The organism is Arthrobacter sp. zg-Y1110 (assembly GCF_025244865.1).
Classification (GTDB): domain Bacteria; phylum Actinomycetota; class Actinomycetes; order Actinomycetales; family Micrococcaceae; genus Arthrobacter_B.
Map to the genome: position 1 here is coordinate 2,004,282 of NZ_CP104272.1, position 26,930 is coordinate 2,031,211.

Annotated in this window: 25 protein-coding genes; 8 read left to right on the forward strand and 17 right to left on the reverse strand. The window is 66.3% G+C overall.

The genetic code is table 11. From position 1 onward, the window contains the following. Positions 1–35: 35 nt before the first annotated feature. The gene (gene glpK / locus N2K99_RS09245) at positions 36–1,559 is read right to left on the reverse strand and encodes a glycerol kinase GlpK (RefSeq protein WP_227921415.1); all 1,524 of its coding nucleotides are present in this window, start codon (positions 1,557–1,559) and stop codon (positions 36–38) included. Between the two features lie 63 nt (positions 1,560–1,622). Then, a complete protein-coding gene (locus tag N2K99_RS09250) occupies positions 1,623–2,366 on the reverse strand; it encodes an MIP/aquaporin family protein (RefSeq protein ID WP_227921407.1) in 744 nt (247 codons plus the stop codon). A 197-nt stretch (positions 2,367–2,563) separates the two neighbouring features. Between N2K99_RS09250 and N2K99_RS09255 the strand changes: the two genes are divergently transcribed. Genes N2K99_RS09255 through N2K99_RS09265 form a run of 3 tightly spaced genes read left to right on the forward strand, consistent with a single transcriptional unit; the run spans position 2,564 to position 5,424 of the window. Continuing rightward, positions 2,564–3,400: an aldo/keto reductase gene (locus tag N2K99_RS09255; RefSeq protein WP_227933585.1), complete on the forward strand. Its 837-nt coding sequence runs from the start codon at positions 2,564–2,566 to the stop codon at positions 3,398–3,400. Then, positions 3,401–4,330, forward strand: a complete 930-nt coding sequence (locus N2K99_RS09260) for an alpha/beta fold hydrolase (RefSeq protein WP_227933586.1) — start codon at positions 3,401–3,403, stop codon at positions 4,328–4,330. A 2-nt stretch (positions 4,331–4,332) separates the two neighbouring features. After that, positions 4,333–5,424 carry a glycosyltransferase family 1 protein gene (locus tag N2K99_RS09265; RefSeq protein WP_227933719.1) on the forward strand — a complete coding sequence of 364 codons (1,092 nt, stop codon included), beginning with the start codon at positions 4,333–4,335 and terminating at the stop codon, positions 5,422–5,424. A 3-nt stretch (positions 5,425–5,427) separates the two neighbouring features. On the opposite strand, the gene N2K99_RS09270 is transcribed toward N2K99_RS09265, so the two are convergent. After that, on the reverse strand, positions 5,428–6,441 hold the full coding sequence (locus N2K99_RS09270; protein WP_227933587.1) for an NADP-dependent oxidoreductase: 1,014 nt from the start codon (positions 6,439–6,441) through the stop codon (positions 5,428–5,430). 68 nt (positions 6,442–6,509) lie between these two features. Next, complete coding sequence (locus N2K99_RS09275) at positions 6,510–6,944, reverse strand: MarR family winged helix-turn-helix transcriptional regulator (RefSeq protein WP_227921403.1); 435 nt, start codon at positions 6,942–6,944, stop codon at positions 6,510–6,512. Positions 6,945–7,050: 106 nt separating this feature from the next. On the opposite strand from N2K99_RS09275, the gene N2K99_RS09280 reads away from it, so the two are divergent. From N2K99_RS09280 to N2K99_RS09300, 5 genes are all read left to right on the forward strand, one after another. Beyond that, a complete protein-coding gene (locus N2K99_RS09280; protein WP_227933588.1) occupies positions 7,051–8,022 on the forward strand; it encodes a phosphotransferase in 972 nt (323 codons plus the stop codon). A 197-nt stretch (positions 8,023–8,219) separates the two neighbouring features. Further along, on the forward strand, positions 8,220–9,833 hold the full coding sequence (locus N2K99_RS09285) for a DUF222 domain-containing protein (protein ID WP_227933589.1): 1,614 nt from the start codon (positions 8,220–8,222) through the stop codon (positions 9,831–9,833). A 187-nt stretch (positions 9,834–10,020) separates the two neighbouring features. Beyond that, positions 10,021–10,758 carry an MBL fold metallo-hydrolase gene (locus tag N2K99_RS09290; RefSeq protein WP_227933590.1) on the forward strand — a complete coding sequence of 246 codons (738 nt, stop codon included), beginning with the start codon at positions 10,021–10,023 and terminating at the stop codon, positions 10,756–10,758. A gap of 149 nt (positions 10,759–10,907) precedes the next feature. Beyond that, positions 10,908–11,384 (forward strand): Hsp20/alpha crystallin family protein, encoded by a 477-nt coding sequence (locus N2K99_RS09295; protein WP_227933591.1) that lies wholly within the window; start codon positions 10,908–10,910, stop codon positions 11,382–11,384. Positions 11,385–11,624: 240 nt separating this feature from the next. Further along, positions 11,625–11,774 (forward strand): hypothetical protein, encoded by a 150-nt coding sequence (locus tag N2K99_RS09300; RefSeq protein WP_227933592.1) that lies wholly within the window; start codon positions 11,625–11,627, stop codon positions 11,772–11,774. A 127-nt stretch (positions 11,775–11,901) separates the two neighbouring features. On the opposite strand, the gene N2K99_RS09305 is transcribed toward N2K99_RS09300, so the two are convergent. From N2K99_RS09305 to pyrR, 13 genes are all read right to left on the reverse strand, one after another. Further along, on the reverse strand, positions 11,902–14,127 hold the full coding sequence (locus tag N2K99_RS09305) for a primosomal protein N' (protein ID WP_227933593.1): 2,226 nt from the start codon (positions 14,125–14,127) through the stop codon (positions 11,902–11,904). Between the two features lie 6 nt (positions 14,128–14,133). Next, positions 14,134–15,363 (reverse strand): methionine adenosyltransferase, encoded by a 1,230-nt coding sequence (gene metK / locus N2K99_RS09310; protein ID WP_227933594.1) that lies wholly within the window; start codon positions 15,361–15,363, stop codon positions 14,134–14,136. 56 nt (positions 15,364–15,419) lie between these two features. Next, positions 15,420–16,682, reverse strand: a complete 1,263-nt coding sequence (gene coaBC / locus N2K99_RS09315; RefSeq protein WP_227933595.1) for a bifunctional phosphopantothenoylcysteine decarboxylase/phosphopantothenate--cysteine ligase CoaBC — start codon at positions 16,680–16,682, stop codon at positions 15,420–15,422. A gap of 32 nt (positions 16,683–16,714) precedes the next feature. After that, positions 16,715–16,978: a DNA-directed RNA polymerase subunit omega gene (rpoZ, locus tag N2K99_RS09320; protein ID WP_227921386.1), complete on the reverse strand. Its 264-nt coding sequence runs from the start codon at positions 16,976–16,978 to the stop codon at positions 16,715–16,717. A 26-nt stretch (positions 16,979–17,004) separates the two neighbouring features. Then, positions 17,005–17,589 (reverse strand): guanylate kinase, encoded by a 585-nt coding sequence (gene gmk, locus N2K99_RS09325; RefSeq protein WP_227933596.1) that lies wholly within the window; start codon positions 17,587–17,589, stop codon positions 17,005–17,007. A 26-nt stretch (positions 17,590–17,615) separates the two neighbouring features. Beyond that, positions 17,616–17,933, reverse strand: coding sequence for an integration host factor, actinobacterial type (gene mihF, locus N2K99_RS09330; RefSeq protein ID WP_227921382.1), 318 nt, complete (start codon positions 17,931–17,933; stop codon positions 17,616–17,618). Positions 17,934–18,045: 112 nt separating this feature from the next. Then, positions 18,046–18,870 (reverse strand): orotidine-5'-phosphate decarboxylase, encoded by an 825-nt coding sequence (gene pyrF / locus N2K99_RS09335; RefSeq protein WP_231709360.1) that lies wholly within the window; start codon positions 18,868–18,870, stop codon positions 18,046–18,048. A gap of 37 nt (positions 18,871–18,907) precedes the next feature. Beyond that, positions 18,908–22,201 (reverse strand): carbamoyl-phosphate synthase large subunit, encoded by a 3,294-nt coding sequence (gene carB / locus N2K99_RS09340; RefSeq protein WP_227921378.1) that lies wholly within the window; start codon positions 22,199–22,201, stop codon positions 18,908–18,910. Further along, the gene (gene carA, locus N2K99_RS09345; protein WP_227933720.1) at positions 22,201–23,337 is read right to left on the reverse strand and encodes a glutamine-hydrolyzing carbamoyl-phosphate synthase small subunit; all 1,137 of its coding nucleotides are present in this window, start codon (positions 23,335–23,337) and stop codon (positions 22,201–22,203) included. The genes carB and carA overlap by 1 nt, the downstream gene beginning before the upstream one ends. Before the next feature lie 38 nt (positions 23,338–23,375). Further along, positions 23,376–23,891, reverse strand: a complete 516-nt coding sequence (locus tag N2K99_RS09350) for a hypothetical protein (protein WP_227921376.1) — start codon at positions 23,889–23,891, stop codon at positions 23,376–23,378. After that, the gene (locus N2K99_RS09355; RefSeq protein WP_227933597.1) at positions 23,891–25,219 is read right to left on the reverse strand and encodes a dihydroorotase; all 1,329 of its coding nucleotides are present in this window, start codon (positions 25,217–25,219) and stop codon (positions 23,891–23,893) included. Before N2K99_RS09355 ends, N2K99_RS09350 begins: the two co-directional genes overlap by 1 nt. Beyond that, the gene (locus tag N2K99_RS09360; RefSeq protein ID WP_227933598.1) at positions 25,216–26,211 is read right to left on the reverse strand and encodes an aspartate carbamoyltransferase catalytic subunit; all 996 of its coding nucleotides are present in this window, start codon (positions 26,209–26,211) and stop codon (positions 25,216–25,218) included. Before N2K99_RS09360 ends, N2K99_RS09355 begins: the two co-directional genes overlap by 4 nt. Further along, positions 26,208–26,792 carry a bifunctional pyr operon transcriptional regulator/uracil phosphoribosyltransferase PyrR gene (gene pyrR / locus N2K99_RS09365; protein ID WP_227921369.1) on the reverse strand — a complete coding sequence of 195 codons (585 nt, stop codon included), beginning with the start codon at positions 26,790–26,792 and terminating at the stop codon, positions 26,208–26,210. Before pyrR ends, N2K99_RS09360 begins: the two co-directional genes overlap by 4 nt. Between the last annotated feature and the right edge of the window lie 138 nt (positions 26,793–26,930).

A 26,930-nucleotide genomic window follows, 5' to 3' on the forward strand; every position in this document is an offset into this window, starting at 1 on the left:
GTCTCGCTGCCGGGGCCTTTCACTATGCGTACGGATTACTCAACGTCGTCGTCAACCCAGTCGAAGGTCTTGGTGACGGCTTTCTTCCAGAGCCGCATCTGGCGCTGGCGTTCGGCGTCATCCATCTGCGGGGTCCAGCGCTTGCCTTCAGCCCAGTTCTGCTCGAGCTCGTCGGTGTCGTTCCAGAACCCGACGGCCAGGCCGGCAGCGTAGGCGGCGCCCAGTGCCGTGGTCTCGATGACCTTGGGCCGGACCACGTCCACGCCGAGGATGTCGGCCTGGAACTGCATGAGGGCGTCATTGGCGACCATGCCGCCGTCCACCCGCAGCTCCGTCAACGGAACGCCGGAGTCGGCGTTCACGGCATCCAGTACTTCCCTGGTCTGGAACGCGGTCGCTTCCAGTGCTGCCCGGGCAATGTGGTTCTTGTTCACGTAACGGGTCAGGCCCACCATCGCACCGCGGGCATCCGCACGCCAGTACGGTGCGAACAGTCCGGAGAACGCCGGCACGATGTACACGCCGCCGTTATCCTCCACCTTGCGGGCAAGCTCTTCGATTTCCGGGGCACTGTTGATGATGCCCAGGTTGTCGCGGAGCCACTGGACCAGGGAACCGGTGACGGCAATGGAGCCCTCGAGCGCGTAGACCGGCTTGGCGTCGCCGAGCTGGTAGGCAACGGTGGTGATGAGTCCGTTCTCGGAACGGACAATCTCCTCGCCGGTGTTGAAGATCAGGAAGCAGCCGGTGCCATAGGTGTTCTTGGCGTTGCCCTTCTCGAACGCGGCCTGCCCGAACGTTGCGGCCTGCTGGTCACCGAGGATGCCGGCAACCGGGGTTTCGCGCAGCAGCTGCGAACCCGCAACCATGCCGTAGACCTCGGAGGAGGACTTGATTTCCGGCAGCATGGACCGCGGGATACCGAATTCCTTGAGGATCTCCTCATCCCAGGTGAGTGTCTCAAGGTTCATGAACAGGGTGCGGGAAGCGTTGGTCACATCCGTGATGTGCACGCCTCCGTCCGTCCCGCCGGTGAGGTTCCAGACAATCCAGGAGTCCGTGTTGCCGAACATGAGGTCCCCCGCCTCTGCCCGTTCACGTGCCCCCTCAACGTTGTCCAGGATCCACTTGATTTTCGTACCCGAGAAGTACGTTGCCAGCGGCAGGCCAACGGTGTCCTTGAAACGGTCCAGACCGCCCTTTTCCGCCAGCTCGTTGACGATGGGCTGCGTGCGGGTGTCCTGCCAGACGATGGCGTTGTAGACGGGTTCGCCCGTGTTGCGGTCCCAGACCACTGCCGTTTCACGCTGGTTGGTGATGCCGACGGCGGCAATGTCGTGCCGGGTCAGGTTGGCCTTGGACAGAGCGCTGCCGACAACTTCGCGGACGTTCGTCCAGATCTCCATCGGGTCGTGCTCCACCCAGCCGGCGTGCGGGAAGATCTGCTCGTGTTCCTTCTGCCCGGTGGAAATGATGTTTCCGTCGTGGCCGAAGACGATGGCCCGGCTGCTGGTGGTGCCCTGGTCGATGGCGATGATGTACCTGGGATTGTCAGGCATTGTTTCTGCTCCTTGCGGTGGGGGTCTTTGGGGGTGGCCGGGCCAGGGCACCGGCCGGTGCGCTTATACCGGAAGCGGGAGGGGAATCTGGGCGCCGAGAAGGCCGCCCAGGGCGCCGCCGATCAGCGGGCCGACGACGGGTACCCAGGCGTAGGCCCAGTCGCTGCTGCCCTTGCCCGGGATGGGCAGCAGGGCGTGCACGATGCGGGGTCCAAGGTCACGGGCCGGGTTGATGGCGTAGCCGGTGGGGCCGCCGAGGGAGGCACCGATGCCAAGCACCACGAGGGCCACGGCCAGCGGGCCGAGTTCCGTGGGGGTTCCCGCGAAGGCAACGATGGTGAAGACGAGGACAAATGTGCCCACGACCTCGGTCACAACGTTCCAGCCGTAGGACCGGATGGCCGGGCCGGTGGAGAAGACGCCCAGGATGTTGGCGGCGTCGGGTTCGTCGTCGAACTGTTTCTTGTAGGCGAGCCACGCCACGAAGGCACCAATGATGGCACCGGCCATCTGTCCGGCGAAGTAGACCATGGCCGCGCCGAAGGAAACCTCCACGCCCGGCGCAAACTCCTCGTTGCCGGCTGCCCAGAGGCCTACCGTAACGGCGGGGTTGATGTGCGCGCCGGAAATAGCGGCCGCGTACACGCCGGCAAAAACACCGATGGCCCACCCCCAGTTGACCATCAGGAACCCGCCGCCGGCACCCTTCGTTTTCGCCAGCGCGACGTTGGCCACAACGCCGCAGCCCAGAATAATGAGGATGGCAGTGCCTGCCAGCTCACTGATGAAAACTTCTCCGAGAGTCACCATCGACTCCTCCGATCATTCGTATCTGTCCGCGACCCAAACGGGAGGCCGGACTGTTGGGTTCTATGCAACCAATCTTTTGCAAGAAGCGCCATTACCTTAGCCGACCTCTTTGGCACCACGCCAATCTTTGGCCGGCAAAGCAGGTAGTCAGGGCAGGATTCGGCACCGTGCCCGCGCCTCGGTAAAGTCGTCCTATGCAGCCTGCAGCTCGAATTCCGCTCAATAACGGCGTCCTGATGGATCAGGTCGGCTTCGGCACCTACAAAATCCCGGCCGACGACGCCGCCCGGCTGTGCCTTGAGGCACTCGGGGCAGGCTACCGGCACCTCGACACGGCGGCCCTGTACGGCAATGAAGCCGGGGTGGGCGAGGCCGTGAACACCTTCACCCGCGCGAACGGCGTCGACCGCAGTGACATCTTCGTCACCTCGAAGGTCTGGAACACCGACCAGGGCTACGACTCCACTCTGCGTGCCTTTGATGCGTCCCTCTCCCGGCTGGGCCTGGACTACTTGGATCTGTACCTGATCCATTGGCCGTGCCCGCAGCGGGGGCAGTTCGTCGACACGTACCGGGCATTGGAGGAGCTTTACGCCGCGGGCCGGGTCCGTGCCATCGGCGTCTCCAATTTCCAGTCCGGCCATCTGCAGCAGCTGCTGGACGCGACCGGAATTGTCCCGGCCGTCAACCAGATTGAACTGCACCCCTGGCTGGCGCAGGAGGAACTGCGGCAGCTGCACCAGCGGCTCGGAATCCGCACGGCCGCGTGGAGCCCGCTGGGCCGCGGTGCAGTCCTCGCGGACCCGGTAGTGACACGGATTGCGGCCGAACTCGGCCGCACCCCCGCGCAGGTGATCCTCCGCTGGCACCTGGACCTCGGCAACATCGTTATTCCCAAGGCCAGCAGTCCGGAGCGGATTGCCGGAAACCTGGACCTGTATTCCTTCGAGCTGACCGATGATCACCGGGCGGCGTTGAACGGACTGGACCGGGGCCAGCGGTCCGGATCGCATCCCGACGAGGTGAACTGAATGTCCGGCACTGCAGCGCGTGATGCGTCGACGCCGTCGGGCGCCCCTGCACCTTTCGCGCGCAAGGCCGCCGTGCGGTCCTTTTCGGTGGACGGCACCGAGCAGGTCTGCCGGGACTTCGCGCCGGTAACGGACGACGACGCCGGCCTGCCGCCGATCTTCATGGTCCACGGATTCCGCGGCGACCACCATGGACTGCTGCGGATTGTCGAAGCACTCCCCCGCCACCGCGTCCTGGTCCCTGACCTTCCCGGGTTCGGCGCCGGTGCCGCCCTTCCCGGCACGCACGATGTCCCCGCCTACACCGCATTTGTCCGCGAAGCATTGGCGGACCTGGGCATGGGCCCGGACACCGTCCTGCTCGGGCACTCCTTCGGCTCCATTATTGCCGCGCACCTTGCGGCGCAATCACCGGAACTGATCAGTGAACTGGTGCTCGTGAATCCCATCTGCGAGCCTGCGTTGGAGGGCCCCAAGGGGATCACCAGCAAGGCGGCGGAACTCTACTACCGGCTGGCGGCGGCGCTGCCGGAAAAACCAGGCATGGCGCTGCTCCGCAGCCCGGTGATTGTCCGGGGCATGAGCATGCTGATGGCAAAGGCGAAGGATCCGGGCCTGCGCCGCTGGATCCATTCCCAGCACGATGCGTACTTCAGCGCCTTCGCCAACCGCCGGGTGGTCCTGGATGCCTTCCGGGCATCCATTTCGGCCACGGTGCGCGACGTCGCGGCGCAGCTTTCCATGCCCGTGCTCCTGATCGCCGCGGAACAGGACGACCTCGGATCGGTTCGGGGGCAGCGCCTGCTTGCTGAACTGATCCCCGACGCAGAACTGCAGATACTGCCCGGTGTCGGCCACCTGGTGCACTATGAAAAGCCGGCTGAGGCGGCCGATATGATCGAGGATTTCCTGTCCCGGAGGCATATATGAGGATGCGCCTCGCCGTAGACGCCCGGTTTACCCGCACCGACCACCATGACGGCATCAGCCGCTACGGTGCGAGCCTGATCGAGGCGGTGGCCGGGCACGCCGACGTCGTGATGCTGATTTCGGACGAACGCCAGCTGGGACTGCTCCCGGACCTGCCGTGGGTGAAAATCAACAGTCCGCTTTCCCCCGCCGAGCTGTTCGTGGCTTTCCGGATCAACCGGCTCGGTGCCGATGCGGTCTTCTGCCCGATGCAGACCATGGGCAGCTGGGGCCGGAAATATCCGCTGGTCCTGACCCTGCATGACCTGATCTATTACTCGAACCCGACGCCGCCGTCGTTCCTTCCGGCGGCGGTGCGCTGGCTGTGGCGGCTGTACCACCTGGCCTACTGGCCGCAGCGGCTGCTGCTGGACAGGGCCGACGTCGTTGCCACCATCAGCGGGACGACGCGGGAGCTGATGTCCCGCCACCGGTTGACCAAACGTCCCGTCCGGATAGTGGCAAACGCGCCCCAGGAGGGTTCCGTGCCACGGGACCCGGACGCGGGAGCCGAGGCATCGCTGCTGTATATGGGGTCCTTCATGCCGTACAAGAACGTGGAGACCATCATCCGCGGCATGGAATACCTGCCGGATTACACCCTCCACCTGCTGAGCCGGATCTCCGATGCGCGGCGAAGCGAGCTTGAAGCGCTGATTCCCGCCGGCGCGCGCGTAACGTTCCACAACGGCGTGACCGATGAGGAGTATGACGATCTCCTGCGCCGCACCACGGCCCTGGTGACACTGTCCAAGGCCGAGGGCTACGGGCTTCCGGTGATCGAGGCAATGGCTGTGGGCACACCGGTGATCGCCAGCGACATTCCGATTTTCCGCGAGGTCTCCGGCGGCGCAGCAATACTGGTGGATCCGGATGATCCGTCCGCCTTCGCCGGGGCCGTCCGACAGCTGGGCGAGCAGGGGCGCTGGCAGAAGGCGTCCGACGCCGGCGTGCAGCGGGCCGCCGACTACAGCTGGGCTGCCTCTGCCGCCCAGCTCATGGAAGCGGCCGGGGAGGCTGTCCGCCTGTTCCCCGGCCGCCGCCGTCGTCGTTGATCCTTACTTGCCCAGGTTCACGACCATCTTGCCCTTGTTGGCGCCCTTCATCAGGTCGATGAAGGCCTGCGGGGAGTTTTCGAGCCCGTCCACGAACGTTTCGTCGTAGCGGACCAGGCCTTCCTGCAGCCAGCCGGTCATCAGGGAGGCAAACTCGTCGGCGTACTGGTTGTAGCTGCCCACGAGGAACCCCCGGAGCGTGATTTCCTTGCCGATGGCAATGGCGAGGTTCCGCGGGCCGACGGGCGCATCGTTGTACTGCGAGATGGCACCGCACATGGCGATCCGGCCGAACTTGTTCATCACCGACAGGGCAGCTTCGAGGTGCTCGCCGCCCACGTTGTCGAAGTAGACGTCAATGCCGTCGGCACCGGCGGCCTTCTTCAGCGCATCCTTCACGGGACCGTCGTGGTAGTTGAACGCCTCGTCGAAGCCCAGGTCCAGCAGCCGCTGGACCTTTTCGGCGGAACCGGCACTGCCGATGACCTTCTTGGCACCCATGGCCTTGGCGATCTGCCCGACCAGCGAACCCACGGCGCCCGCGGCACCCGAGACGAAGACGACGTCGCCTTCCCGAAACTCCGCCACCTTGGTCAGGCCGGCATAGGCCGTCTGGCCGGTCATGCCCAAAACCCCGAGGTACGCGCTGGCCGGAGCGGCATCCGTATCGATGACACGGGCACGGCGCCCGTCAAGGATGGCATAGTCGCGCCAGCCGAGACCGTGCAGCACCTTGTCCCCCGGCTTGTGCTCCGGTGAGCGTGACTCCACGACTTCACCGACGGCGCCGCCTTCCAGCGGTTCGTCGAGCTGGAACGGCGGTACATAGGACTTGGCGTCATTCATCCGGCCGCGCATGTACGGGTCCACGGACATGTGCAGGTTGCGGACCAGGACCTGGCCCTCCTGCAGTTCGGGTACCGGTACCTCCGCCAGGCGGAAGTTCTGCTCCGTCGGCCACCCTTCGGGGCGGGAAGCAAGCTGGATTTCGCGGCCGGTTTCGGGGTAACTGCTCATGGAATGAACCTTACTGTCGGGGTTGATGGTCAGTATTTACTTCGCCACGGCTCTATTTCGCCACGGTGCTATTTCGCCACGGCCTGCCGCAGCGCGGCAGTGACCTTGGCGAGGGTGTCCTGCAGGCTCTCCAGGTCCTGCGGTGCCAGTCCGGCGGAGGCTGCGAGCCGGTCCGGCAGGTTCCTCGCGTCATGTTCGAGCGCGCGGCCGGCATCCGTCAGATGGATACGGACGCGCCTTTCGTCCTCGACGGCACGACGGCGCTGCACCAGGTCCGCTGCCTCCAGCCGCTTGAGCAGCGGCGAAAGCGTGCCGGAATCCAGGTCCAGCGCCTCCCCCAGGTCCCGGACGCTTTGGGCGTCCTTCTCCCAGAGCAGCGACATCACCAGGTACTGCGGGTAGGTCAGCCCCATCTCTTCAAGCATCGGACGATAGAGGGCCGTGGCCGCCCGGGAGGCGGAGTACAGCGAGAAGCACACCTGTCGCTGTAGGGATTCGTTCATGGACCCACCGTAGGGCACAATTCAATTGTGCACAACCTGTTTCCGGTCGGCGCGCTGGATGCGCCCTTACCTGTTTCGACACAGGTGCTGCCCTAGGCTGTTCCGAATGCAGAGCATCCCCGATTACCGCCGCACGGCCGCCAGGCGTTCCTGGGACGGGTTGCCGGCAGTCCTGCAGTCGCGGTTCAGAACATACCTGGGCGGCAGGATCACGTCGGTGCAGCCGGCGGGCGGCGGCTTCACGCCGGGTTTCGCTGCGGTTCTCGGGAACGACGCCGGGGCGCGCGTCTTCGTGAAGGCGGCACCGGCGTCGGACGCTGTCACTTATCCGTCATACGTGCGTGAATCGCAGGTGGTGCCTTTGATGCCCGCGAACATGCCCATGCCGGCGCTGCTTGCCGCGGAATGCCTAGCGGCGAAAGGTACCGACTGGCAGCTGCTCGCTTACGAGGCGGTGGACGGACACATGCCCGGCCAGCCGTGGACCAGCGCCGAGCTCCTGGCGGTCGAGGACTCCTGCAACACCGCCGCCGGCCTCTTGGTGGGCTTCCCGCGCGGTGCAGCCGGCCGCCCAGTTACAGAAGATATGGCCCGGATACCCTCCACTTTCGAGCCGGTAGCCGGGGGCGGTCCGGCGCCGTGGTTCCTGCCGACACTGAGTGCCGCACAGGCACGGATGTTTTCCGAGCTGCTGGAACTGTGCCCCGTAGCACTGGCAGGTGATGCAGTCCTTCACGGGGACCTGCGCCCGGACAATATCCTGGTCACCTCCGGGCGGGCACTGTTCTGCGACTGGAATTTCCTCGGGACCGGCGCTCCCTGGCTGGACTGGGTCGGGGTACTCCCCTACGTGCGTGGTGACGGGTTCGACGCCGACGCCGAACTCCGGCGGTCGGCGCTTACCCGGGACGTTCCGGCTGACCATATTGACGCGTGGCTGGCGTCGCTGCTCAACTGCATGATCGACTCGGGCTGCAAGCCCGAGGTGGAATCCAGTCCGCACCTGCGCAGCCACGGCCGGCATACCGCACGGTTGATCTACGCATGGCTGGCCGCCCGGCGGGGGCTTGCCGGGTGAGGGCCGGTTGCGAGGCGAGGGCGGGCCGCCCAGCGAGGCTGCTAGTGGATTTCGAAGCGCGGCGGCAACGGCTCCGTCGCACCATTTGTGCCTGCTCGCCACCGTTCCGACTGCGCATAGCGCTCGATAAAAAATAGGTATTGAGTCGCGTAGTTTTGGCCTTTTACGCGATCAAACCGAACGCTAAACTCGAACACATGTTCGAATATCTGCCGTCGGTTGATCATCATCGGAAGGGCCCGCTGGAGGCCCGATCCGCAGTGTTCGACGCCTGGGTGGAGTACCTGGCAGCTGAGTTCGAACCTAACTCCCTTCCGACGCCGGAGGGCTCAATTTCGGAAATCGCATCGGATTCGGAACTGATCGACCAGTTGCGGGTGCTTGAGGAACTGAAGGGTGCCGCTGCCGCAGCGCAGGCACGGATCGCAGCGGCCTTCGATGCCTCACAGCGGAGCAAGCAGGAACACGCCGGACTGCGGAAGGAAGAGTTGGGGCGTGGGGTAGCTTCACAGATCGCACTGGCCCGGCGGGAATCCGCCAACAAGGGCGGGCGGCTGCTCGGTTTGGCGAAAGTCCTGACCTCGGAGATGCCTCACACCATGCAGGCCCTGTCCCTCGGGAAGATCAGTGAATGGCGGGCCACACTCCTGGTGCGCGAGACAGCTTGCCTCTCCCTCGAGGACCGCAAACAAGTGGATGAAGAAGTGGCAGGTGATGCCGGCCTGCTGGAGTCCTTGGGTGACCGACAAATCATCGCCCGCGCCAAGGCTGCCGCATACCGATTGGACCCCCGGGCGGCAGTGAACCGCGCCGCGAAAGCAGCCTCTGAACGGTTTGTCTCCTGCCGTCCCGCGCCGGACACCATGACGTACCTCACCGGATTGCTGCCCGTGACGCAGGGAGTGGGCGTCTACGCAGCCCTTTCGCACGAGGCTGACCGGCTGCGCGCCGCCGGCGACCCAAGGGGGCGGGGCCAGATCATGGCGGATACCCTGGTGGAACGGGTCACCGGGTTGGGAGATGCAGGCTCGCCGAAGGTGGAGATCCAGCTGGTAATGACCGACCGGACCTTACTGGCAGGCGATTCCGAACCGGTCCTGGTACCCGGGTACGGCCCGGTTCCGGCGCAGTGGGCTAGAGATCTGGTTCGGCGCCGGAACAGCCGGCACCCGAGCAGCCGGAACCGGAGCAGGCGGGACCGGACTAAGGACCAAGCCATGGGTGGCTCCGACAAGCACGCGGAATACTGGGTCCGGAGGCTGTACACGGCTCCGGACACCGGGGAGCTGGTGGCAATGGATTCCCGCGCACGGCTGTTTCCCAAATCCCTCGCACGATTCATCGCGGCCCGGGACACTAGCTGCCGAATGCCCTGGTGCGGAGCACCAATCCGCCATCTGGACCATATCCGCCCTCACAACCGCGGCGGACCCACCAGCGCATCCAACGGGCAGGCACTATGCGAGGCATGTAACCATGCAAAGGAAGCACCGGGATGGAGTGCGGAACCAGTCCGAAGGAGCAGCCCGGAGCCCGAAGCAGACGTCGGCATCAACGAGGGCCTCGAAAAGCCGGTAAACGCAGCGACTGCAGGGCACACGGTGGACACAACGACGCCGACCGGCCACACGTATCGTTCCACCGCTCCGCCCCTGCCCGGGACTGCGTTGCCCGGAACGGTGGCGTCCGGAACAGCACCGCGGCCGGCACGCCCGCCAGAGAACCCGGCGGTTCCCCTGGCTGGTCCCCCGGCGCGTTCCCCGGACTCCCCAGTTGAAGCATGCATAGCGGATTTTGTCTGGGCAGCCTAAAGGCGAACCCCCGGAGGGCTGCCGCAGATGGAAGCGTGGCTATAGTGGCGGCCAACCAGCTAGCGACGGCCAATAAGCCAGTGGCCAACTCAGCGCTCACGGATCGGCTATGTCATTAGAAGGTGTGCCCGTGAAGCTTGGACCGCAGCTGCACCGCATCGGCTAATTGTCACCAGAAGGAGCACCCGTGAAGCTTGGACCGCACCTGCACCGCATCGGCAACGACATAGTGGCCGCTTATCTGGTGGACACGGAGGACGGGATTACGGTGATCGACACCGGGCTCCCCGGGCACTGGAAGGATCTGCTCGCCGAACTGAAGTCCATGGGCCGAACCCTGGACGACATACGCGGGGTGGTCCTGACACACGGGGACAGTGACCACCTCGGCTTTGCCGAAAGACTGCGCCGGACCCAGAACGTGCCCGTCTTCATCCACTCCGAAGATGCAGATCGTGCTCGCGGCGGCAAGAAGCCGAAGCCTGCAATGGGCCCCATGCGGCCGGGTCCCGTGGTTCGGTTCTTCGCCTACGCGGTGCGCAAGCGTGGCTGGCGCACCACGTACCTCACCCGGGTCTCCGAGGTGGCGGACGGTGACGTCCTCCCGCTGCCGGGTGAACCGCGCGTCATAGACCTTCCGGGACACTCCCCGGGCAGCATTGCCGTGTATGTGCCGGTCGCGGATGCGGTCTTTGTCGGGGATGCCCTCACGACGCGTGATGTGCTGACTGGGCAGACCGGCATTCGGCCCGCGCCGTTCACCGATGACCCTGCATTAGCCCTGAAGTCCCTGAATCGGCTGGCCGGCATCGAGGCCACATGGGTGCTCCCCGGACACGGGGCTCCCTGGCGCGGGAACCCGGGCGAGGTTCAGGAGCTGGCACGCCTGGCGGCAGCGTGGACAGGCCACCCTGGCAGACGCTGAGACCACAAACTCACCATCCGAAAAAGTAGTTGGCACTCGCCCCATGAGAGTGCTAATCTCATTTCGCAAGTTGAGTGTTGCTGACTCAACTTTGGAACTGAAATTCGGCACCGCTGAAAAGCGATCACGTTGAAGGAGTTGGTACCACCATGGCTATGAAGTTTGATCCGTTCCAGGAACTGGACCGCATGGCTCAGGCACTGCGTGGCGAGGGAACCCTGCGCGGCATGCCCATGGACCTCTACCGGCAAGGCGACCAGTACATCCTCGCAGCAGATCTCCCCGGAATCGACCCCGGATCCATCGACATTGACGTCGACGGCCAGCTGCTGACAATCCGGGCCCAGCGCACACTGCAGAACACGGACGGGGTCAAGTGGCTCACCCGCGAACGCGAAAGCGGTTCCTTCCTGCGCCAGCTGAACCTCGGCCAGGGGATCGACACTGAGCAGATTTCGGCCCAGTACGAGAACGGCGTCCTCAGTGTCATCATCCCGGTGGTGGAGCGGGCCAAGCCCCGTAAGATCGCCGTCCAAACCTCTGCGGAAGGTTCCGCCATCAACGGCGAAACAGTCGAAGGCAACAGCGCAGTCGAAGGCAACGACCGTGAAACCGTTGGGGCCTAATCCCTGACTCCATTTCCTGCGACGAAGGGCTCCGGAAATCCGGAGCCCTTCGTTGTACCCGCCACCGGTGCACACCAGTGCACACCAGTGGCAAACTTCACCCCGATTCCGGTCAATTCCGCTTTCCGCGGGGCGGGATACTGGGAAATGTACGTCATGAAACGGATCGGCCCGGGCAAGAGAGTGGGCAGTCACAGCTGCAGTCACCAGGTCCCGGCGGCCGGGAAAGGGGACGCAGCAGTGAGGCTGCCCACGGTCAATCATCGGTACCGGATGATCCACGGAGTACCCCGTGGATTCTTGGGCCGGTTGTCCCGGTTGGGCGGCGCCGCCCAGCTGGCATTGCTTTCCCTCCTCGGTGCCAGCGCGGTCCTGCTCGAGCTGCTGTAAGTAGGAACTAACTGCGGGAACTCGAGCTGCCGTAAGTAAGAACCGCTGCAGGAACTCGCTGCCGGACGCCTGAAGCTGCCGGACGCCTGGACCCAACCGGACGCCTGAAGCCAAGGACGCCAGGAACTTACAGAACGTCGGTTCCGTCCACTCGAATGTAGACGGGATCGCCGGTCCGGCGGGCAGAGGCAGCAGCCTTGGTTGAACGCAGGGCCGCCGTAATCCCGGGAGCTGCCGTGTACGGGAAAAACAGGAGTGTCCGGTAGCGTCCACCGGCGCCGCCCAGCTGCCCGTCCGGAGACTTGCTGTCCCGTTGCTGGGTATTCCCCGACGGCGGGACTACTGCGGGCGCAAGAGGCGCCGGCCCCACTGTCCGGACACCCTCAGGCAGCTCGAGCCGCGTGATAAACGCGTCAAGCCCCTCCCGCGAGCCGGTCAGTTCGGCATACCGCACGGCCGGCGGCAAACCCAGTTCGCGCCGCAGCTCCAGTTCGCGTTCCGCCGCCGACGCCGGATCCCAACGGAGCAGATGGCCAACCGTTGCCGAATCATCGGCGGTGACAACCACAAGGCCCTTTTCCTTTGCCGGCCGGACCAGCGCTGCCGCCGTAAACCAGCGGCGCAGGGTATCCTCCCCCGCCCGCAGCGATTCGCGGGACAGCATCGCATTGCCGTCCAGCAGGATGGCTGCGGCGTAGCCGCCCCGAGCCACAGGTTCGGCGCCGGGGGTGGCGACGACCAGTGCCGGGGTGTCTGGAATCTCGGTCCGGATGTGGTCGCCGGCGGAAGAAATCACAGTGGTGGAGGGGAACGCACGGCCCAGTTCCTCGGCGGTGCGCCCGGCACCGGCGGTGGAGCCCCGCAACTGGGTTCCTCCGCAGTTGCCGCAATGCCACATGGGTTCCGGCCGTCCGCACCAGCGGCATGCCGGAATGCCGTTCCTGCTGGCCAGGCCCAACGGACCGGAGCAGTTCCGGCAGCGGGCGGGTTCCCGGCAATCCTGGCAGGACAACGCCGGCGAGAAACCGGTCCGGGCCACCTGGACCAGTACCGGTCCGCGCGTCAGTCCGTCCTGCGCTGCCTTCCATGCTGCGTGCGGTATCCGTGCCCGGGCAGCCAGGGGGTCGCGTTCCATCGTGAAGGAATCCGTAGTGCTGACCACCCGCGGGGCGTGCGCACGGACGGTGGAACGTTCGGCGGCTATACCGGCTGCCCAGCCGCTGGCGACCAGCCGCTGTGCCTCAGTGCTCCGCGAATGGGATGCCAGAAGCAGGGCAGCGTCTTCCAGTTCGGCACGCAGCAGGAGTACGTCGCGGGTGTGCTGGTAGGGTGCCCGCTGTTCGGCGTGCAGGTCGTCTGCGTCATCCCAGATAACGGCCAGGCCGAGATTCTGCACCGGCGCATAGGCAGCCGAACGGGTACCGATGGCCACGCGGACATCACCGTGCAGCAACTGGAGGAAACTGCGGTAGCGCGGAGTGGGTCCGTCTTCGGCCGTCAACCGGACAAAGGACTCCGCACCGATGCGGGCAGTAAGTGCCGACTGCACCCGGGAGAGGTCCTTGTTGTCGGGAACGACGACGACGGCGCCCCGTCCGGAGAGCAGCGTGGACCGGACAGCCTCGGCAATTTCGGCAGGCCAGTCCTGCCGGCCGTAGCCGCCCAGCGAGGAGAGCACAGCGCGGGGGCGGTGGCCTGCGGCAAGATGGGTCAGGAAACGCGGTCCGTGCGGATAGCGTGCCAGCGGGTTGGCCCCGGCCCCTTCCGGTCCGGGCGGGGCGACGGCCGGTCCGGACACGGCGCCGGCCGCTGCCGCGGACGAGTCGCCGCCGGTACCGGAGTCGCCGCCGGTACCGGAGTCGCCGTCGGCACCTGAGCCGGCGTCTGCGGATCCGGCCCGCGCCTCGGGAGTAAACTCCTTCTCCACGCGCGCCGCCCGCGGCGGAATGGCCACCCGCAGCACGTCATGGACGGTTCCGGCGTAGCGTGCAGCGACGGCCTCGGCCAGGCGCAGGATCTGCGGCGACAGCACGGGCTGCGGGGAGATTACCTTCCCCAGCGGCATCAACCGCGCGGTGGTGTCCGCTTCGGCCGCGCGTTCAGTGATGAATCCCGGGAGTTCCTGGCCGCCGAAGCGCACCTTGACCCGGGCGCCGGGCACAGCGTCGGCGTCGAGGTCCGCGGGGACCAGATAGTCAAAGGGGCGGTCCAGGTGCGGCAGCGGAGAATCCAGCAGGACACGGGCAATCGGCAGGGCGGAAGCCGGCTGCGCCTTCCCTACCGGTTTTGCCGACGGCGTGAAGCCGTGCAGCAGGGAAAGCTGCACGGCCTCGGTAGAGTCGTCGGCGGCCATGGCCGGCTACACGTTGAAGTAGCTGCGGAGGTCCTCGACCTTGTCCTTGCGCTCCCAGGTGAAACCTTCGTCCTCACGGCCGAAGTGGCCGTGGGCGGCAGTCCGCTGGTAGATGGGGCGCTTGAGGTCCAGGCCGTTGATGATACCCAGCGGACGAAGGTCGAAGACTTCCTTCACGGCGTCGGCAATCCGGGCCGGGTCCACAGTTTCGGTGCCGAAGGTTTCAACGTAAATGCCGACGGGGCGGGCCATGCCGATGGCGTAGGCGATCTGGATTTCCGCACGCCGGGCCAGGCCGGCGGCAACCACGTTCTTGGCTACCCAGCGCATGGCGTAGGCCGCGGAACGGTCTACCTTGCTCGGGTCCTTGCCGCTGAAGGCGCCGCCGCCGTGGCGGGCAAAGCCACCGTAGGTGTCAACGATGATCTTGCGGCCGGTGAGGCCGGCATCGCCGACAGGGCCGCCAATGACGAACGGTCCGCCGGGGTTGATGATGTGCTCGACGTCCGAAATGTCCAGGTCGGTTCCGGCAAGCACAGGGTTGACCACGTACTCGACCATGTCGGCCCGCAGCTGCTCCAGGTCCAGCTCCGCGGCGTGCTGCGTGGAGACAACCACGGAGTCCACGGAAACCGGCCGGTCGCCGTCGTAACCCACGGTGACCTGGGTCTTGCCGTCCGGACGCAGGTACGGGAGGGTGCCGTCCTTGCGGACGGTGGTGAGGCGTTCGGAGAGGCGGTGGGCCAGCCAGATGGGCGTGGGCATAAGCACCGAGGTCTCGTCGCTGGCGTAGCCGAACATGATGCCCTGGTCCCCCGCCCCCTGGGCGTCATAGGGGTCCACAACCTTCCCGGTCCGGTTCTCCAGGGAGTTGAACACACCGGAAGCGATTTCCGGGGACTGCTGCCCGATGGAGACGGACACGCCGCAGCGGGCGCCGTCGAAGCCGTTGGCCGAGGAATCGTAGCCGATGTCCAGGATGGTGTCGCGGACCAGCTGCGGGATTTCAACGTACCCCTCGGTGGTCACTTCTCCTGCGACGTGCACCAGGCCTGTGGTCACCAGGGTTTCAACGGCTACCCGGGACTCGGGGTCGACCTTGAGCAGGCCGTCGAGGATTGCGTCACTGATCTGGTCACAGATTTTGTCCGGGTGGCCCTCAGTGACGGATTCCGAGGTGAAAAGGCGCAGGTTGGACTGCGGCTTGGAGGGGGATGATGTATCGGAAAAAGTCACGGGATTTACTCTACCGGGCCGCACCGACCATCGAAGCACGTGCAGGGCGCGCGGCCTCAGGCGGTGCGTGCGGCGAGCTCGGCGGAAATCCGCGCGATGATGCGTGCCGAAACGTCGGTTTTGGTACCGGCTGCGCTTTCGCCTGCATCCTCTGCGGCGTCTGCCGGTGAGAGAATCCTCACCTCGGTTTCGTCCTGGCCGAAGACCAGGGATTTGCCGACCCGGTTGAGGACCAGCAGGTCGCAGCCCTTGCGGGCCAGCTTCTTGCGCCCGTATTCGAGCACATCGGAGGTGGCATCTCCGGTTTCGGCGGCGAAGCCGACAATGAGTTTCGGGGTGCCCGTTCCGGCTGCTTCGCGCGCCTGGACCAGTTCCTGCAGGATGTCGGGATTCCGGACGAGGGTGATCACGGGATCCGCTTCGTCGTCGCGCTTCTTGATTTTGGTGTCCACCACCTGTGACGGGCGGAAATCCGCCACCGCGGCGGCCATGATCACGACGTCGGAGTCCGCGGCGGCCGCGTGTGCGGCGGTACGCAGTTCGAGGGCTGTTTCGACGCGGATCAGTTCGACGCCGTCCGGCGCCGGAACATCCATGTGCGCCGCGATGAGCCGCACCCGGGCGCCGGCCGCCAGCGCTGCTTCGGCCAGTGCTGTCCCCTGCTTTCCGGAGGAGCGGTTGCCGAGGAACCGTACCGGGTCCAGCGGTTCGCGGGTGCCGCCGGCGGTGATGGTGACGGTGGTGCCGGCCAGATCACCGGAAGCGGCTGCGGTGGTTGCAGCTTCAACGCTGTGAGCTTCAACGGCGGCCAATGCGGCAGTGAAGATGGCATCCGGTTCCGGCAGGCGGCCGGGGCCGGTGTCCTTGCCGGTAAGCCGTCCGATGCCCGGTTCCAGCACCACGGCACCCCGGCTGCGCAGGGTGGCGACGTTGGCGGTGGTCGCGGGATGCATCCACATTTCGGTATGCATGGCCGGGGCGAAAACCACCGGCCCGCGGGCCATCAGCAGGGTGTTGGTGAGCAGGTCGTTTGCCTGGCCTGCGGCCGCCCGGGCCAGCAGATCGGCAGTGGCCGGGGCCACCACGATCAGATCCGCTTCGTGTCCGAGCCGCACATGGTTGACCTTCTCCACTTCGTCAAAGACGGAGGAGGAGACGGGGTTGCCCGAGAGCGCCTCCCACGTTGCGACACCGACGAACTGCTTGGAGGATTCAGTCGGGACAACGGTGACGTTGTGCCCGGCTTCGGTGAAAAGCCGCAGCAGCGACGCGGCCTTGTACGCGGCGATTCCGCCGCCGACGCCCAGGACTATGCGCACGCTGCTGCCTTCCCCCTTGTGTTCGCTGAGCTTTACTCGGCGTTCTCGTTCGGGCGCACTACGAGCATGCCGTCGTTGATCTCGCGCAGGGCGATGGACAGCGGCTTTTCGTTCAGCTTGGTTTCCACCAGCGGGCCGACGTACTCGAACAGGCCCTCGTGCAGCTGGGAGTAGTAGGCGTTGATCTGGCGGGCGCGCTTGGCACCGTAGATGACCAGCGCGTACTTGGAATCTGCTGCTTCGAGCAGGTCGTCGATCGGCGGGTTGATGATGCCTTCAGACACAGGGTTCTCCAAAATTCTTGAACGGGATTCGCGGTTTGTCAGCGCGTGCGCGGACTGATTCCCATGAGTGATACAAGCTCAGCTGCAGCCCGCTGGACGTCATCATTAATGACGGTGTGATCGAACTCGGACTCGGCAGCAAGTTCCAGTTTAGCGGTTTCCAGCCGTTGCTGCTGCTCTTCGGGCGTTTCGGTTCCGCGCCCGACCAGCCGCCGGACCATTTCGTCCCAGGTAGGCGGGGCCAGGAACACGAAATTCGCCTCCGGCATGGACTTCTTGACCTGCCGCGCACCCTGGAGATCGATCTCCAGCAATACGCTGCGGCCCTCGGCCATGGCTGCTTCCACGGTGCGGCGCAGGGTTCCGTAGCGGTTGCGTCCGTGGACCACTGCCCATTCGAGCATCTGGTCCTGTTCAACCATGGCGTCGAACTCTTCGGCGCTGACGAAGAAGTAATGTACGCCGTCTTCTTCACCCGGCCGGGGAGCACGGGTGGTGGCCGAGACGGAAAGCCAGACTTCGGGATAGTTGTCCCGGATATAGGTGGATACAGTGCCTTTGCCAACTGCGGTTGGACCTGCCAGAACTGTCAGCCGCGGTTGCGACACGTAAACCTCATTCACTCGTTGTTGTTGCCGGCCTCCGGAGCCTAATGGCTCGCCAGCAGGTCTATCAGCGCCTTGCGCTGATGCACGCCCAACCCCCGGACCCGGCGGGTGGGCGCAATACCTACCGTAGCCATTATTCCAGCTGCGCGGCGCTCCCCGACACCAGGCAGGGCGCGCAGCAGGTCCATGACCTTCAGCCGGCCTACCGCTTCCTCTCCGGAACGGGACAGGATGACTTCTTCGATGCTGAGGTCACCGGACTTGATACGTGACTTGACCTCGGCACGGACGGCCCGGGCCGCAGTGGCCTTTTCGCGGGCGAGCGTACGCTCGGCTTCTGTCAGTGGCTTGAGGTTCAAGAGACGCTCCCGGACGAAGACACACCGCTTTCAGCGGCTCTGCTGGTAGGTCCGAACCTATCCGCAATCGAAGCCCAATTGCAATGGAAACCGCTTCGCAGGCGCCGCTCCACTAGCGTACGGATGCCAGCTCCGATCCGGTCCGCAGTGCTGCCTCACGGAGGCCCCGGAGATCGGGGCCGGCCCGCAGGATGCCGCGGCTGGAGGTAGCCAGGACATTGGGGTACGCCGCAGCGAAGGTTCCGCGCAGGTCGGCGGCCGTTGCTCCCTGGGCGCCCAGTCCCGGTGCAAGCAGCGGTGCCCGCGAGGCGGCGAGGTCGATCGCCAGGTCGGCCAGTGCCGTGCCGACGGTCGCGCCGACCACAAGTCCCACGGAGCCCAGTTCCTCCCCGGAACCACCCCCCGAGCCGGCATTTTCCGCCGCTGCCGCGTCGACGATCCGGGCAGCCACGGACCGTTCCGCTCCCCCGGCGCCGACGTGCTGAACGGACGCCCCTTCCGGGTTTGACGTCAGTGCCAGGACAAATACGCCGCGTCCGGTGGCGGCGGCAAGGTCCAGGGCGGGCCGCAGGGACCCGAACCCGAGATACGGACTGAGCGTCACGGCGTCGGCCGCCAGCGGCGAACCGTCCCGCAGCCACGCGTCCGCATAGGCCGCCATCGTGGAGCCGATGTCCCCGCGCTTGGCGTCGGCGATACTGAGCACGCCGGCGTCCGAACACTCCCCCAGCAGGCGTTCGAGGACCGCGATCCCGGCGGATCCGTGGCGTTCATACAGCGCCACCTGGGGCTTCACGGCTGCAACCTGCTCCCCCACCGCCGCAAGGACGGTGAGGGAGAATCGCTCGAGCCCGGCGGCGTCGTCGTTCAGGCCCCACTGGGCCAGCAGTTCGGGGTGCGGATCGATGCCTACGCACAGCTGCCCGCGGCGGTCCATGGCCGCGCGCAGCCGCGCACCGAAAGCGGGACGTGCCTCAGACACCGGCTGCCTTCAACCGGGCGGCGTGTTCCTGCAGGGACGTCACGTCCCATTCGTAGGACCGCATCGCGTCGATCGCCTGCACGGCGGCACCGAACTCGGAGACGGTGGTGACCACGGGGCAGCCGATGGACGTTGCCGCGGCCCGGATTTCGTATCCGTCGCCGCGGGCCTGTCCGCCGGAAGGCGTGTTGACCACCAGGTTGATCTCCCCGGCGGTAATCAGGTCCACAACGGTTCCTTCGCCGTGCGGTCCGGCACCCTCGCCGACCTTGCGCACCACCGTCGCGGCAATGCCGTTGCGGCGCAGCACCTCGGCCGTGCCGCCGGTGGAGAGGATCTCGAAGCCGAGGTCGCTCATCCGCTTCACCGGCATGATGATCGAGCGCTTGTCCCGGTTCGCCACCGACACGAAGACCTTCCCGGCGGTGGGCAGCGCACTGTTGGCGGCGGCCTGGGACTTGGCGAAGGCGGTGTCGAAGTACTTGTCGATGCCCATGACCTCACCGGTGGACCGCATTTCCGGGCCCAGGAGCGAGTCCACCACGGTGCCCTCGGGGGTCCGGAACCGGCTGAACGGCAGCACCGCTTCCTTCACGGCCACCGGCGCGTCCAGGGGCAGGGTGGAGCCGTCACCGACGGCGGTCAGCTTCCCGGCAGCCCGCAGCTCGGCGATGCTGGCGCCGGTGCCGATCAGCGCCGCGGCCTTGGCCAGCTGGACGCCGGTGGCCTTGGACACGAACGGCACGGTACGGGAGGCACGCGGGTTGGCTTCGATGACATAGAGGATGTCCGAGGCCAGGGCGAACTGGATGTTGATCAGCCCGCGGACGCCGACGCCGGCGGCGATCACCCGGGTGGCCTCGCGGACCCGGTCGATCACGTCGGTGCCGAAGGTGATGGGCGGCAGCACGCAGGCCGAGTCGCCGGAATGGATGCCGGCCTCCTCGATGTGCTCCATGATGCCGCCCACGTAGAGGTCGGTGCCGTCGAAGAGCGCGTCGACGTCGATCTCGATGGCGTCTTCCAGGAACCGGTCCACCAGGACGGGGTGGTCCGGGGTGATCTCGGTGGCGTTGGTGATGTAGCGGGAGAGGTTGGCTTCGTCGTAGACAATCTCCATGCCTCGGCCGCCCAGGACGTAGGACGGGCGGACCAGGACGGGGTAGCCGATTTCGTCCGCGACCCGCTTGGCGTCCTCGAAGGACACGGCCGTGCCGTTCTTGGGTGCGGTGAGCCCGCCCTCGTCCAGCACCTGCTGGAACGCACCGCGGTGTTCGGCCAGGTCGATCGCGGCGGGCGAGGTGCCCAGGATGGGCACGCCGGCGTCGGCCAGGGCCTGTGCCAGCTTCAGCGGTGTCTGCCCGCCGAGCTGGACGAAGACACCCAGGACGCCGCCGGTGCGCTGTTCCGCGGCGATGACCTCCAGGACATCCTCCAGGGTGAGCGGCTCGAAGTAGAGCCGGTCGGAGATGTCGTAGTCGGTGGACACGGTTTCCGGGTTGCAGTTGATCATCACGGTCTCGTGGCCGGCTTCGCGCAGTGCCATGGTCGCGTGGACGCAGGAGTAGTCGAACTCGATGCCCTGCCCGATCCGGTTCGGCCCGGAGCCGAGGATGATGATGGACGGTTTGGCGTGCTCGGCCACCTCGTCCTCCTCGTCGTAGGAGGAGTAGTGGTACGGCGTGTACGCGGCGAATTCGGCGGCGCAGGTGTCCACTGTCTTATAGACGGGGCGTACGTTCAGGGCGTGCCGGACGCCGCGCACCACTGCTTCGGGGGTGTTGGTCAGCGTGCCGATCTGCTCGTCCGAGAAGCCGTGCCGCTTGGCCAGGCGCAGGATGTCCTCGTTGACCGACGGCGTGGCTCGGATCTGCTCGGCGGTTTCGTTGATCAGCACCAGCTGGTCCAGGTACCACGGGTCGATGCCGGTGGCTTCGAAGAGCTCCTCGATGGATGCGCCGCCCAGCAGGGCCTGCTGCACCTGCTGCAGCCGGGCCGTGGTGGGCCGCCGCGACGCCTCAATGAGTCCGGGCACCTCCGCTGCGTCCACGGGGTCGAAGGACAGCGAGGCGCCCTTCTGCTCCAGGGAACGCAGCGCCTTCTGCAGGGCTTCGGTGAAGTTGCGGCCGATCGCCATGGCTTCACCCACGGACTTCATGGTGGTGGTCAGCGTAGGATCCGCAGCCGGGAACTTCTCGAAAGCGAACCGCGGAACCTTCACCACGACGTAGTCCAGGGTGGGCTCGAACGACGCCGGCGTCTTCTTGGTGATGTCGTTCGGAATCTCGTCAAGGGTGTAGCCGAGGGAGAGCTTCGTGGCGATCTTGGCGATGGCGAAGCCGGTGGCCTTGGATGCCAGCGCCGAAGAGCGGGAGACGCGCGGATTCATTTCAATGACCACCACGCGGCCGGTGTCCGGCTCGATGGCGAACTGGATGTTGCAGCCGCCGGTGTCCACGCCGACCTCGCGGATGACGGCGATCGCGATGTCGCGCAGCTTCTGGTACTCGCGGTCGGTCAGGGTCATGGCCGGGGCCACGGTGATCGAGTCACCGGTGTGCACACCCACCGGATCGAAGTTCTCGATGGAACAGACGACAACCACGTTGTCGTTCCGATCCCGCATCATCTCCAGTTCGTATTCCTTCCAGCCCAGGATGCTCTCTTCAAGCAAAACCTCGGAGGTGGGGCTGTACTGGATGCCGGCCCCGGCAATGCGGCGCAGGTCCTCGGCGTTGTACGCCAGGCCGGAGCCGAGCCCGCCCATGGTGAAGGAAGGCCGGACCACCATCGGGTAGCCCAGTTCCTCGGCGGCGGCGAAGGCCTCGTCCATGCTGTGCACGATGATCGACTTCGCGGATTCGGCACCGCAGCGCTCGACGACGCCCTTGAACTTCTCGCGGTCCTCGCCGAGTTCGATCGCGGCGATGTTCGCGCCGATCAGTTCCACGTTGTACTTCTCCAGCGCGCCGCTCTTGTCCAGGGCGATGGCGGTGTTCAGGGCCGTCTGCCCGCCGAGGGTGGGCAGGATCGCGTCGGGCCGTTCCTTGGCAATGATCTTCTCGACCATCTCCGGGGTGATCGGCTCCACGTACGTGGCGTCGGCGAACTCCGGGTCGGTCATGATGGTGGCCGGGTTGGAGTTCACGAGGATGACCCGCAGGCCCTCCTCCTTGAGCACCCGCAGGGCCTGCGTGCCGGAGTAGTCGAATTCCGCGGCCTGGCCGATGACGATCGGGCCGGAGCCGATGACCAGGACGGACTTAAGGTCGGTTCTGCGGGGCATTAGATGCTTTCCTTGCTCTTGCTGGCTGCCATAAGCTCGACGAAGCGGTCAAAGAGGTACGCGGAGTCGTGCGGTCCGGCGGCAGCCTCGGGGTGGTACTGGACCGAGAAGGCGGGGATGTCGAGGCAGGCGAGGCCCTCGACGACGTCGTCGTTCAGGCTCACGTGGCTGACCTCCACCCGGCCGTAGCGGGCTTGAGGTGCGGTGACGGGGCCGTCCAGCGGGGCATCGACGGCGAACCCGTGGTTCTGGCTGGTGATTTCCACCTTGCCGGTCCGCCGGTCCATGACGGGCTGGTTGATTCCGCGGTGCCCGTAGCGCAGCTTGTAGGTGCCGAAGCCCAGGGCACGCCCGAGGATCTGGTTGCCGAAGCAGATTCCGAAGAACGGAATCCGGGCATCCAGCACTTCACGCAGCAGGTCCACCTGGACATCGGCGGTGGCCGGGTCGCCGGGGCCGTTCGACATAAACACGCCGTCGGCACCCAGGGCCTTGATGTCCTCGAAGGTGCTGGCGGCGGGCAGCACATATGTGCGGATGCCGCGCTCGGCCAGGCGGACCGGCGTCATGGACTTGATGCCCAGGTCGATGGCGGCCACGGTGAACAGCGGGTCGCCGGCCCAGCCGTGGTCTGCCGGATCGATGAGGTAGGTTTCGTCCACGCTGACCTCTTCGGCCAGCCGTGCGCCTTCCATACCCTGCTGGGCGCGGACCTCGGCGAGCAGTTCGCTGTCCGGGCGTTCGGCGTCGGGCCCGGAGAAGATCCCGGCCTTCATGGCCCCGCGTTCGCGCAGGTGCCGGGTCACGGCGCGGGTGTCGACGCCGGAGATGCCGACGACGCCCTGTTCCGCCAACTGCTCGTCCAGGGTGGATTCGGAACGCCAGCTCGAGGGGCGGCGGGCGGCGTCGCGCACGATGTACCCGGCCACCCAGATCCGCCGGGACTCGGCGTCGTCGCCGTTGACTCCGGTGTTGCCGATATGCGGGGCTGTCTGGACCACGAGCTGCCGGGCATAGGAGGGGTCGGTGATGGTCTCCTGGTAGCCGGTCATGCCGGTGGCGAACACCGCTTCGCCCAGGGCGGTTCCCTGTGCGCCGTAGGCACGCCCGCGGAAGGTGCGGCCGTCTTCGAGCATGAGGACGGCGGGCGTGGGGTTGATGATTTCGTGAACTGTCACAGTTGTTCCTCGCTAGGGGTGGCCGATTCCGGCAGAAGTTCAGTAATGGCGCGGACAAGGGGGGTCTTCTCATCCGAGGAGCGGGTCCGGAAGCCGGTATCCACACGCTTGGGGCCCAGCTGCCAGGTCACAATGACCAGACCGTCCTTTTCCACGAATTTTCCGGCCATGCCGCGCTCCAGGCGGACGTCGTGCAGGTCCTGCCGCGGAATCCAGAGGTCCTCGGCACCGGAGCGGGCAAAAAGCACGCCTTCGGGGAAAACCGCCGCGGTGGCGTTGGACTTTACGCCCAGGCCGTAGAGTGCCACGCGGTCCAGCCAGTCACCGGCGGTGGTTGTGGCGACATATTGGCCCAGTGCCTGGAAGCCCGGATCGGACAGTTCGTCCGGCAGGGGCAGGGGGCGGGGCGTGTCCTGCTGGCGGCGTCGTCGGCCGCGCCAGCCCAGGGCGAACAGGCCCAGGACCACGACGATAAGGGCGGCCAGGCCCAGGAAGAAAAAGACCAGTTCCATCAGGATTCCTTTGCGGCAGCGGGGTGGGGCGTGTTCAGTCTGCCGTTCAGGACGGTGGGGTGGCCGGCGTAGAAAACCGCTTCGACTCCACCGGGCAGTTCCAGTCCGGCAAACGGACTGTTGCGTCCCTTGCTAGCCATCTTAGAAGGGTCGACCCTCCTTCGCGCAGACGGGTTCACCAATATGACGTTGGCCGGTTCGCCTGCGGCAAGGGGCCTGCCCTGGCCCGGTACCCGGCCGATCAGCGCAGGTGTCGAAGAGGTGACGCGGGCGAAACCCGCCCAGTCCATCAGCCCCGTGTCGATCATGGCGTGCTGCACCACGGAGAGCGCGGTCTCCAGGCCGGTCATGCCCATGGCCGCCGTCTCCCACTCGCCTTCCTTGTGTTCGCGGGGATGCGGAGCGTGGTCGGTGCCGACAATGTCGATGGTGCCGTCGGCGAGGCCGCGGCGGACCGCCTGCACATCCGCTTCGGTGCGCAGGGGCGGGTTCACCTTGTAGACCGGATCGTAAGTGCGGACCAGTTCGTCGGTGAGCAGCAGATGGTGCGGGGTAACCTCGGCGGTGACCCGGATGCCGCGTTCCTTGGCCCAGCGGATGATTTCCACCGACCCGGCGGTGGACAGGTGGCAGACATGCAGGCGGGAGCCCGTGTGCCGTGCCAGCAGGACGTCGCGGGCGATGATGGATTCCTCGGCGACGGCGGGCCAGCCGGCCAGTCCGAGGACGGCACTGACTTCGCCTTCGTTCATCTGTGCGCCTTCGGTGAGGCGTGGCTCCTGCGCGTGCTGGGCAACGACGCCGTCGAACGCCTTCACGTATTCCAGCGCACGGCGCATCAGCACCGGGTCCGAAACGCACTTGCCGTCGTCGGAAAACACGCGCACCCGGGCGCGGGAGTCGGCCATCGCGCCGAGTTCCGCCAGCTGCCGGCCTTCCAGGCCTACGGTGACCGCCCCTACGGGACGCACATCCACCCAGCCGGCCCGCTCCCCCAGGTGAAGGACCTGTTCCACCACGCCGGCGGTGTCTGCAACCGGCATGCTGTTGGCCATGGCGTGCACGGCGGTGAAGCCGCCGAGCGCTGCGGCACGGGTGCCGGTCTCCACGGTTTCGGCGTCTTCCCGGCCGGGTTCGCGCAGGTGCGTGTGCAGGTCCACCATGCCGGGCAGGGCGATCAGGCCCTCCGCCTCGACCACGGTGGCGCCGGGGGGCACCGGCAGTTCGGGGGCGACGGCGGTGATGGTGCCGTCCTCGATGCGGATATCCGCGCGTTCGGTGCCGAGCAGTGACGCTCCGCGGATCAGATAGGTGCCGGTAGTGCTCATCGGGGCTGCTCCTGCTGGGTACGGGGGGTGCTGTTCTCTCCGGAGAGCAGCAGGTAAAGGGCGGCCATCCGCACCGAGACGCCGTTGCGGACCTGGTCCAGGACGGTCGAGCGGGGCGAATCGGCGGCACGGGCGGAAATTTCCAGCCCGCGGTTCATCGGACCGGGGTGCATGATGATGGTGTCCGTCAGGCCGAGGGTGTCCAGCCGGTCGAGGCGGACGTCGTCCAGGCCCCAGCGGCGGGAATACTCGCGGACGGACGGGAAGAACGCAGAGTGCATCCGTTCGCCCTGCACCCGCAGCATCATGACGGCATCCGGCCGGGTCGCCAGTGCCTCGTCCAGGTCGTAACTGACGGTGCAGGGCCAGGACTCGACGCCGAACGGCAGCAGCGTGGGCGGTGCAACCAGGGTGACCTCCGCGCCCAGTGTCCGAAGCAGCCACAGGTCCGAGCGGGCAACCCGCGAATGCAGCACGTCCCCCGCAATCACCACCTTCATTCCGGCCAGGTCGGTGCCGGCGGACTCCGTGCCGTGCAGCCGCGCCCAGTGCCGTCGCATCGTGAAGGCATCCAGCAGTGCCTGGGTGGGGTGTTCGTGCGTGCCGTCCCCGGCGTTGAGCACTGCGGCATCAATCCAGCCGGAGGACGCCAGCCGCGCCGGCGCTCCGGAGGATCCGTGCCGGATCACTACGGCGTCGGCGCCCATGGCTGCCAGCGTCTGTGCGGTGTCCTTCAGTGATTCGCCCTTGGAGACCGACGATCCCTTGGCGGAGAAATTGATGACGTCGGCGGACAGCCGTTTCGCGGCCGCCTCAAAGGAGATGCGGGTGCGGGTGGAGTCCTCGAAGAAGAGGTTCACCACGGTGCGCCCGCGCAGGGCCGGAAGCTTCTTTACTTCACGCTCCCCTACTGCGGCCATCTGCTCCGCCGTATCCAGGATGGCCAGGGCGTCGTCCCGGCTGAGGTCCAGCGTGGACAGGAGGTGCCTCATGCAATGCCCTCGATGACCACTTCGTCCGTGGCAGCTTCGCCTGTGGCCGTGCTGTCGCTTTCGGACAGCCGGACCCGGACCTGCTCGATGGAGGCGGTGGGCAGGTTCTTGCCCACGTGGTCTGCCCGGATGGGCAGTTCGCGGTGGCCGCGGTCCACAAGCACTGCCAGCCGGACGATGCGCGGCCGGCCCAGGTCCACGAGGGCATCGAGCGCGGAACGGATGGTGCGGCCGGAATACAGGACGTCGTCCACGAGCACCACCACTTTGTCGTCGATCCCGGTGACCGGGACGCGGGTGGCGTAGGGCGGCCGGGTGGGCCTGCGGGCGAGGTCGTCACGGAACATGGTGACGTCGAGCTGGCCGGTGATGGCAGCGGGATCGACGCCGGGAGCCGCCGCGGCGATCTTGGCGGCCAGGCGCTGGGCCAACGGATAACCGCGGCGCGGGATCCCCATCAGGACCAGGTCTTCGGGCCCTTTGTTGGCCTCGAGGATCTCATAGGCAATACGCGTCAGGGCGCGGTCAATGTCAGCTGAAGACAAAACAGTACGGCTGGAAAGAGCATCTTTGGCCGTCATATTCGCTTCCTCCTTCCCCGCCTCACAGGACGGAATTTAAAGGTTGAATGCCGCACCAAGCTATCACAGGCCACGCCGCCGCCCGCTGTGTGTGACGGGAAATGCCTCGGTGGAACTATCCTGTCTGCTATGAGCAGG